Here is a 948-nt window from a genome sequence, read left to right as displayed (position 1 = left end):
CTCGGCGACCTTGCCATCCTCGACGATCCGGCCCGCGTACATGATCATCACGCGATCACAACACTCAGCCACCACAGAAAGGTCGTGGGTGATCAAAATGAGGGCAAGGTTAAGTCGCGATCGCAAGTCACCCAGCAGTTTGAGGATCTGAGCCTGGGTAATGACGTCCAGCGCCGTGGTCGGCTCATCTCCAATGACGATCGAGGGGCGACATGCGAGCGCCATGGCGATCATCACCCTTTGGCGCATGCCGCCCGACAACTCTTGGGGATAGGCGGAACCGCGATCCGCCGGAATGCCGACGAGCTCGATCAGCTCTCTTGCCCGAGCCGTCGCCTCGCCACGCGACATGCCGAGCTTCAGCATACACGGCTCGGCGATCTGCTTGATGATGCGATGAACGGGATTAAGCGCATTCATCGCACCTTGGAAGACAACGGATGTTTCGCTCCAGCGATGTGGCCGCATCGCCGCATCGTCATCGATCGGCAGTCGCTTTCCGCGATAGCGTACCTCGCCCTCGCTGACCCGCGCGTTGGGTGATAGCAGACCCGCGATGGCCATTGCAGTCGTGGTCTTCCCGCTGCCAGATTCTCCGACCAGGCTCACAGCCTCTCCGGCCCGGAGCGAGAAGCTTACGCCGTCGATCGCTCGCAATGAAACGCCCTTGAGCCCATAGTCAACAGAGAGGCCTTTAACTTCCAGAAGCGGCGGCTTTTCCTGGGAGGAGTTTGTCATGGAATAACCCTTCGCCGTGGATTGAACGTATCATCGAGGGCATTGCCAATCAGGACGAAGCTAAGGGAAACCGTGAGGACGCACACTCCGGGGGCGCCGAGATACCACCAGGCTCCAGCACTGGCCGCGCCGGCGCGTTGAGCCAGCGAAAGCAAAGTGCCCCATGAGGGCTGCAGGGGGTCGCCAAGCCCGAGGAACGAGAGCGACGTC

Annotated in this window: 1 protein-coding gene and 1 pseudogene; both read right to left on the bottom strand. The window is 60.9% G+C overall.

Annotated elements, in window-relative coordinates; genetic code table 11:
- Positions 1–738: ABC transporter ATP-binding protein (locus EOA27_RS38115; RefSeq protein ID WP_145970889.1), on the bottom strand; the 738-nt coding region annotated here is incomplete at its 3' end.
- Positions 735–948, bottom strand: a pseudogene (locus EOA27_RS41755) (ABC transporter permease); the annotation flags it as partial. The gene EOA27_RS38115 and the pseudogene EOA27_RS41755, both read right to left, overlap by 4 nt.

This window comes from Mesorhizobium sp. M2A.F.Ca.ET.037.01.1.1, assembly GCF_003998075.1.
In the GTDB taxonomy this organism is placed as follows: Bacteria; Pseudomonadota; Alphaproteobacteria; order Rhizobiales; family Rhizobiaceae; genus Mesorhizobium.
Note: the sequence above shows the minus strand (reverse complement) of the source record. Positions and strands in the feature narration are given on the sequence as shown.